The organism is Amycolatopsis marina, assembly GCF_900111885.1.
Lineage (GTDB): Bacteria > Actinomycetota > Actinomycetes > Mycobacteriales > Pseudonocardiaceae > Amycolatopsis > Amycolatopsis marina.
Genome location: NZ_FOKG01000015.1, coordinates 152,051 through 158,799, shown reverse-complemented (window position 1 = coordinate 158,799; position 6,749 = coordinate 152,051). Strand labels below are relative to the sequence as shown.

At 69.9% G+C, this 6,749-nt stretch carries 8 protein-coding genes; 4 read left to right on the top strand and 4 right to left on the bottom strand.

Annotated features, from left to right (window positions below; translation table 11 throughout):
* Positions 1 to 90: 90 nt before the first annotated feature.
* Positions 91 to 837: a GNAT family N-acetyltransferase gene (locus BM199_RS23530; protein ID WP_091675477.1), complete on the bottom strand. Its 747-nt coding sequence runs from the start codon at positions 835 to 837 to the stop codon at positions 91 to 93.
* A gap of 47 nt (positions 838 to 884) precedes the next feature.
* Here BM199_RS23530 and BM199_RS23525 point away from each other — a divergent pair, with 47 nt between their 5' ends.
* The 3 genes from BM199_RS23525 to dapC all read left to right on the top strand — a co-directional run bounded on the left by BM199_RS23525 (position 885) and on the right by dapC (position 2,709).
* Positions 885 to 1,109 carry a hypothetical protein gene (locus BM199_RS23525; protein ID WP_091675476.1) on the top strand — a complete coding sequence of 75 codons (225 nt, stop codon included), beginning with the start codon at positions 885 to 887 and terminating at the stop codon, positions 1,107 to 1,109.
* Between the two features lie 161 nt (positions 1,110 to 1,270).
* Positions 1,271 to 1,603 carry a ferredoxin gene (fdxA, locus tag BM199_RS23520; RefSeq protein ID WP_091675475.1) on the top strand — a complete coding sequence of 111 codons (333 nt, stop codon included), beginning with the start codon at positions 1,271 to 1,273 and terminating at the stop codon, positions 1,601 to 1,603.
* Positions 1,600 to 2,709: a succinyldiaminopimelate transaminase gene (dapC, locus tag BM199_RS23515; RefSeq protein ID WP_091675474.1), complete on the top strand. Its 1,110-nt coding sequence runs from the start codon at positions 1,600 to 1,602 to the stop codon at positions 2,707 to 2,709. Before fdxA ends, dapC begins: the two co-directional genes overlap by 4 nt.
* Positions 2,710 to 2,779: 70 nt before the next feature.
* On the opposite strand, the gene BM199_RS23510 is transcribed toward dapC, so the two are convergent.
* Positions 2,780 to 4,249 (bottom strand): MFS transporter, encoded by a 1,470-nt coding sequence (locus BM199_RS23510; RefSeq protein ID WP_091675473.1) that lies wholly within the window; start codon positions 4,247 to 4,249, stop codon positions 2,780 to 2,782.
* Between the two features lie 85 nt (positions 4,250 to 4,334).
* Here BM199_RS23510 and BM199_RS23505 point away from each other — a divergent pair, with 85 nt between their 5' ends.
* Positions 4,335 to 4,736 (top strand): MarR family winged helix-turn-helix transcriptional regulator, encoded by a 402-nt coding sequence (locus BM199_RS23505; RefSeq protein WP_091675472.1) that lies wholly within the window; start codon positions 4,335 to 4,337, stop codon positions 4,734 to 4,736.
* Positions 4,737 to 4,742: 6 nt separating this feature from the next.
* On the opposite strand, the gene BM199_RS23500 is transcribed toward BM199_RS23505, so the two are convergent.
* Positions 4,743 to 5,615 carry a CHAD domain-containing protein gene (locus BM199_RS23500; protein ID WP_177242754.1) on the bottom strand — a complete coding sequence of 291 codons (873 nt, stop codon included), beginning with the start codon at positions 5,613 to 5,615 and terminating at the stop codon, positions 4,743 to 4,745.
* Between the two features lie 143 nt (positions 5,616 to 5,758).
* Complete coding sequence (gene dapD, locus BM199_RS23495) at positions 5,759 to 6,745, bottom strand: 2,3,4,5-tetrahydropyridine-2,6-dicarboxylate N-succinyltransferase (RefSeq protein ID WP_091675470.1); 987 nt, start codon at positions 6,743 to 6,745, stop codon at positions 5,759 to 5,761.
* Between the last annotated feature and the right edge of the window lie 4 nt (positions 6,746 to 6,749).

Here is a 6,749-nt window from a genome sequence, read left to right as displayed (position 1 = left end):
CAAAACCGGCACCCTCTACGACGAGACGACCGCCTGGTCGCATCACGCCGAGAACGTTGCGGCTTGACATTTCAGCTCCTGGGATGTCTTTCACGGATGGGCGTCACCGCGGCGGGGAACCCAGTATCGGTAACGGTGGTGTTCGGTGAACCCCAGCCTCGCGTACAGGGCGAGTGCCGCGTGGTTGCGTACCGAGACCTGCAGGACACATGCGGTGAGGTCGCGCTCGCGCGCCCAGTCGCCCCCGGCGCCGAGCAGCGCGCCGGCGAACCCGCGCCTGCGGTGCTCCGGGCGGACCTCGAGCCTGCCGACGTGCAGCAGGCCGCGCGCCGGTGCGAGCCGTACGGCGCCAACCGTGGTGCCGTCGGCCTCCGCGACACCGAAGCCGGTCCCCGGTGCGGCGAGCACATGCCGCTGCGCCCGAGTCGGCTCGGTGCTCCCCGCGACCAGCGACCACCAGGCATCGGTGGGCTCGTCCAGCACGGAAAGGGCCGGTGCCGCCGCCGGAGCCGGGGGGAGCGGCCCGAGTAGCACCGACACGTCATGACCTGCCGCGTAGTGCACGTGCGGTACCCACCCCTCGTCGGCGAGGGCGGTCTCCTGTGCGCTGCCGTGGACCGCCTGCACCATGGGTTCCACGGCGTGGGAGTGGGCGAACTCACAGACGACTTCCAGCGCTCTGGCGATGGGCAACCCGGGGTCACCCATGGCTAGCGCACTGTTAGCCCGGCCGGTGAAAGACTCGGCCGCACGCAGCCACCACTGGCCCAGCGGCTCGCGGACGAGGGGTGGCCAGGCCTCGGCACACGCGAATTCGAGCGTTGTCGTGTCCGGCACGACTAGATTGTGCGGTAACGACCGAGGCCGACCAGCAGGAGGACCGGATGAGCGTTGCGCGCAGGGACGACCGGCACAACGACGACCTGGTCAGGGAGATCTCTGACAGTTTCAACCGGGCGGTGGCGAAACGTCCTGATCCGACCGGGACAGCGGCGGTGTCCTCGGAGGCCTCCGAGGACACCGCCGCCGAATCAGCCACGCCCGCGCCGCGGTTCGTGGTGACGGGAGACAAGCGCGACGCGGCGCGGGGGAAACGTCGCGGAGGATAGTCCGCATACTCACGGTATGGTCTGGCGTCGCGGTGCAGTCATCGCCCACCCGACCAGGAGTGCGGCGCCCTGATAAGGGTTGCCTCACCATCGGCCGGGTGAGTGTCACCGCGTAATGTCCGGAAACGGGCCAGACCAAGACGAACCAGCAGGAGAGCCCAGTGACTTACGTGATCGCCGAGCCCTGCGTCGACGTGCTCGACAAGGCGTGCATCGACGAATGCCCGGTCGACTGCATCTACGAGGGTGACCGGATGCTCTACATCCACCCCGACGAGTGTGTCGACTGTGGGGCGTGCGAGCCGGTTTGTCCGGTCGAGGCCATCTACTACGAGGACGACACCCCGGACGAGTGGAACAAGGAGCCGACCAACTACACCAAGGCCAACGTCGACTTCTTCGACGAACTCGGTTCACCCGGCGGTGCGTCCAAGGTCGGCAAGACCAGTCACGACCCGCAGTGGATCAAGGACCTGCCCCCGCAGGGCGAATGAAGCGGGTAGCGCTACCCGACTTTCCCTGGGACTCGCTGACCGAGCACAAGCAACGGGCAGGGGCGCACCCGGACGGGATCGTCGACCTGTCCGTCGGTACGCCGGTCGACCCGGTTCCCGCGAGTATCCGTGCGGCGCTGGCCTCGGTGTCGGAGCTCTCCGGGTATCCCGCGACCCATGGCACTCCCGCATTGCGGGAGGCCGCGGTCGACGCACTCCGGCGCAGGCACGGGATCAGCGGGCTGAGTCCGGACGCCGTCCTGCCGACGATCGGGTCCAAGGAACTGGTCGCGTGGCTGCCGACACTGCTCGGAGTCGGCGCGGGTGACGTCGTCGCGATCCCGGAGCTGGCCTACCCGACGTACGAGGTGGGTGGGCTGCTCGCCGGCGCCGAGGTGCGCAGGGTCGAGGGGCTGACCGCCCTCGGTCCCGAACGGCCCGCCTTGATCTGGCTGAACTCCCCGTCCAACCCGACCGGCCGGGTGCTCGGCGTCGAGCACCTGCGCAAGGTGGTCGAGTGGGCAAGGGAGCGGGGCACGGTGGTCGTGTCCGACGAGTGCTATCTCGCGCTCGGCTGGGAACGCGAGCCGGTGTCGATCCTGCATCCCGATGTGCACGGCGGAAGCGTCGACGGTCTGCTTGCCGTGCACTCGTTGTCCAAGTCGGCGAACCTGGCCGGCTACCGCGCGGGCTTCGTCACCGGCGACCCGGAGCTGGTCTCCGGTCTGCTGGAGGTACGCAAGCACGCCGGGATGATCGTGCCGAGGCCGGTGCAGGAGGCGATGGTCGCCGCACTGACCGACGACGAGGCGCTCACCACGCAGCGCGAGCGCTACCGCGCCCGGCGGGCGGTGCTGCGTCCGGCGTTGGAGCGGGCCGGGTTCCGGATCGAGCACTCGGAGGCCGGGCTGTACCTCTGGGCCACCCGGGACGAGGACGCGTGGACGACCGTGGACCGGCTGGCCCGCCTGGGCATTCTGGCCGCCCCCGGCAGTTTCTACGGTCCCGCGGGTGCCGGGCACGTCCGTGTGGCGCTGACGGCCGCCGACGACCGCATCGCCACGGCCGCCGCCCGCCTCGGCGACGGGTGCTCAGACGGGCGCTGACACAAAGCCGGGGCCACCCGCGTTGCGTTGACGCGGAATGGCCCCGGCTGTGTTCCCCCGCAGCGCGCGCCTACTCGGCGAGCGCGAGCTCCGGCTCCGGCTCCGGCTCGGCGACCGGCTCTTCCGCGCGCCCACGTGTGCGGAGTCCGGACAGCGCGATGAGCAGCCCCAGCACCGCGATGATCGTGACCACGGTCAGCGCGGGGGTGAACCCGGCGAGCAGCGACCCGGCCGAGGTCTCGGCGCCGCCGTTCGCGGTGAGTACCGCGGACACGATCGCGAGGCCGATCGCGCCACCGACCTGCAGCGACGTGTTCAGCAGCCCGCCCGCGAGACCCTGCTCGTCGTCCGGGACACCCGCGGTGGCCTGGATGTTCAGCGAGGAGAAGGCCAGGGTGAAGCCGACGCCCAGCAGGATCATGCTGGGCAGCACGCCCGCGGCGTAGCTGGAGTCCTGGTCGACACCGAGGAACAGCAGGTAACCGACGACGTGTGCGATCACGCCTGCCGCGATCGTGCGGGACGTGCCGACGCGGTCGATCAGCCGTTCCATCCTCGGTGAGCCGAATGCCACGATCAGCGCGGCGGGCAGGAAGCCGAGCGCCGTCTCCAATGCCGACCATCCGAGCACGGACTGCAGGTAGAGCATCACCACGAACTGGAAGCCGATGTAGGCGCCGAAGAACGTCGCAGCGCCGAGGTTCGCCCTGGCGAGTGGCGCCGAGCGCAGGATGCCGAGCCGGACCAGTGGGTGCTTGGTGCGCTTCTCGATCATGATGAACGCGGTGATGAGGCCCGCCGCGACGGCGAACTGGATCAGGGTGCGCGGGTTTGCCCAGCCGATCTCGGGCGCGTCCACCACGGTGTAGACGAGCAGCAGCGTCGCGGCCGCTCCGGTGATCGCTCCCGGCAGGTCGTAGCCCGCACCGGTGCGCTCGGGCCTGCCCTCGTTCGGCAGCACCCTGATCGCCACGATCAGCACGGCGATGGCGACCGGCACCGGGAGCAGGAAGGTCCACCGCCAGCCGACCTCGGTCAGCAGGCCGGAGAAGACCAGGCCGGCCGAGTAGCCGCTCGCGCCGAACACGGCGAAGATGCCGAGTGCCTTGTTGCGGGCAGGGCCCTCGGCGAAGGTCGTGGTGACGATGGACAGCGCGGCCGGTGCGGTGAAGGCCGCGGCGATGCCCTTGATGAGCCGGGAGGCGATCAGCAGCGCGCCGTCGTCGACGAGCCCGCCCAGGAGCGACGCGACCGCGAACACCGCCACGGCGATGAGAAAGACACGACGCCGGCCGAGTAGGTCGGCGGTGCGACCGCCGAGCAGCAGCAGGCCGCCGTAGCCGAGCACGTAACCGCTGACGACCCATTGCAGCGCGCTGGTCGAGAGCCCGAGGTCGGCCTGGATGGAGGGAAGCGCGACGCCGACCATCGACACGTCGAGCGCGTCGAGGCCGATGACGACGGAGACGGTGAGGAGCACGGCCCACAAGCGCGCGTCCCACCGTGTCGAAGTGGTGGATAGATGAGCCGAAGAGGTCATACGGGAGAACTTACATGCATGCGCATCTAATGCCAATACATTTAATGTGTCTGCATAGTATTCGTCCGCATGTTATTCTCCGTTCGTGAGCAACGTCGGCGAGCGGGCACTGGTGCACGAGTGGCAGCACCTGTCAGCGCGCCATGCCACCGTGAGCGGCGCGCTGGAAGGCGAACTGCATCGCCTGCACGGCATCGGCGTCAACGAGTTCGAGGCACTGGAACGGCTCGCGTGCGAGGGCGAGGGCAAGTGCAGGGGCGCGGAACTCAGTGACGCCGTGCACCTCAGCCAGAGCGCCGTGTCCCGGCTGGTCGCCCGGCTCGAGCGCGAAGGACTCGTCATGCGCGCGATGTGCGAGGCAGACCGGCGCGGCATTTTCGTGAAGCTCACCGAGGAAGGCCGCGAGCTGTATCTCGCCGCCAAGCCCACGCACCGCAGGGTGCTTGCGGAAACCTTGGGGGACAACGAGTTCTGCGGGTGCGACTGAACGTCCCTAAGGGAGCAACTCGGCGAACGCCTCCCTGACCCGCCAGGCCGCCGGGGGCCAGGCCTCTCGCATCGCGGCCCGCTTCCCGGCCTGCTGCTCGATGATCCGGCCTGCGGCCAGCGTCATGCCGGTGTCCGCGCTCTCGGCCACGACGGCCCGGATCCGCTCCGCGGCGACCACCGCGTCCTGGTGCTCGCCGAGAATGTCCTGCAGTTGCCCGCAGGCTCGCCTCGCAGCGGTCACCCGCTTCTTGCGAACCGCGGGGCGCAGCAGTTCGGCGGCATAGCGCAAGCGCTTGCAGTGGATGCGCAGCGTGTGCAGCCGCTCGTCGTCCGGGTCCGCGGGCAACGTGTCCATCGCCTTGGCCAGTGCGCGATAGGGCTTGCGGAGCACCTGGCCCGGTTCCGGCGGTGTCGGCGATTCCGCGGCAGGCGGCTGCTGGTCCAGGTCGGCCCGGTCGGCGAACGCGGAGATCTGCTGCCGCAACGCGCGGAACCGCGGTGCGTCCAGCGCCGCGATCAGCTCCTGCCGGGCGTCCTGCCGCTGGGTGAGGAACACGTCGACGAGCCGAAGTCCCGCGGAGCGGTCGGGCTCCTGGAGCAGTGACACGGCGGGGCGCAGCTCTCCGATCAGGACGTCGAGATCCCGGACCCCGCCGAGCACGCCGCCCAGCCACTTCAGCTCCGACCTGAGCTGTCCGACGGCAGGATCGGGTGGCTCCACCGCGACCTTCAGGACGCTGCGCATGCGGCGTACGGCCACCCGCATCTGATGCACGGACTCTGGATCGTCACCCGCGCGTGCCCCCGGCTCGTGCCCGGTCAACTCGCGTAGCTGGGCGCGCAGCCGCTCACTGGCCTGGTTCGTCGCGACACTCACCCGACGAATCTAGCCGCTCCGTCCTTTGGTCCGGCAGGAGCGACCAGGTGATCGAGTCGGTGTTTCATGAGCGCGCGGTCGCGAGGCCGTCGGCCACAGGCGCGCCACACATCACCTCATACAGAGGCCTTCTGAAACAGCTCCTAGTCGTTCGCGTGCAGCGCGGCGTTCAGTTCGATGCCGGTGCCGCCGCGCGGCACGACCTCGACCACGCCGGTGGCCGAGTTGCGCCGGAACACTGCGCCGGAGATCCCGGACAGTTCGCGTGCCCTGACGGTCTTGCCGTCCACGACGACCTTGGTGCCTGCCGTGATGTAGAGCCCCGCCTCGATGACGGAGTCGTCGCCGAGGGAGATGCCCGCGCCGCCGTTCGCGCCGATGAGGCACCGCTCGCCGATGGAGATCACGTCGCGGCCGCCGCCGGACAGCGTGCCCATGATGGAGGCGCCACCACCGACATCGCTGCCGTCACCGACCACGACGCCGGCGGAAATCCGGCCCTCGACCATCGATGCGCCGAGCGTGCCCGCGTTGAAGTTGACGAAGCCCTCGTGCATCACCGTCGTGCCGCTGGCCAGATGCGCACCGAGCCGCGCCCGGTCGGCGTCGGCGATCCGCACGCCGCCAGGCGTCACGTAGTCCACCATCCGCGGGAACTTGTCGATGCCGTACACCGTCACGTTCCCCTTGGCGCGCAGTCGCAACCTGGTCGCCTCGAAGCCCTCCACAGGGCACGGGCCGTGGTTGGTCCACACGACGTTGGACAGCAGGCCGAAGACGCCATCCATGTTCTGCCCGTGCGGCCGGACCAGCCGGTGCGAGAGCAGGTGCAGTCGCAGGTAGACGTCGTGGGCGTCGGCGGGGGCGGTCGCCAGCGTGGCGATGGTGGTGCGCACCGCGACGACCTCGACACCCCTGGCGTCGTCCTGACCGAGCAGCGGCGCCACCGACTGGCCGAGCGCCTCCACCGCGGCCTGCTCGGTGAGCCGCTCGGTGCCGCCTTCACCCTGCACGTCGGTCAGCTTCGGGTGCGGATACCAGGTGTCCAGCACCGCGCCATCGGCGGTGACGGTGGCCAGCCCGACGCCGTACGCGCCGGTCGTATCGGGGTTCGGGTTCTGCTCACTCACGGGC

Bases quoted from the DNA above. Each gene is read 5' to 3' on its own strand.
- dapC (WP_091675474.1), top strand. From the start codon at position 1,600: ATGAAGCGGGTAGCGCTACCCGACTTTCCCTGGGACTCGCTGACCGAG.
- BM199_RS23510 (WP_091675473.1), bottom strand. From the start codon at position 4,249: ATGACCTCTTCGGCTCATCTATCCACCACTTCGACACGGTGGGACGCG.
- BM199_RS23525 (WP_091675476.1), top strand. From the start codon at position 885: ATGAGCGTTGCGCGCAGGGACGACCGGCACAACGACGACCTGGTCAGG.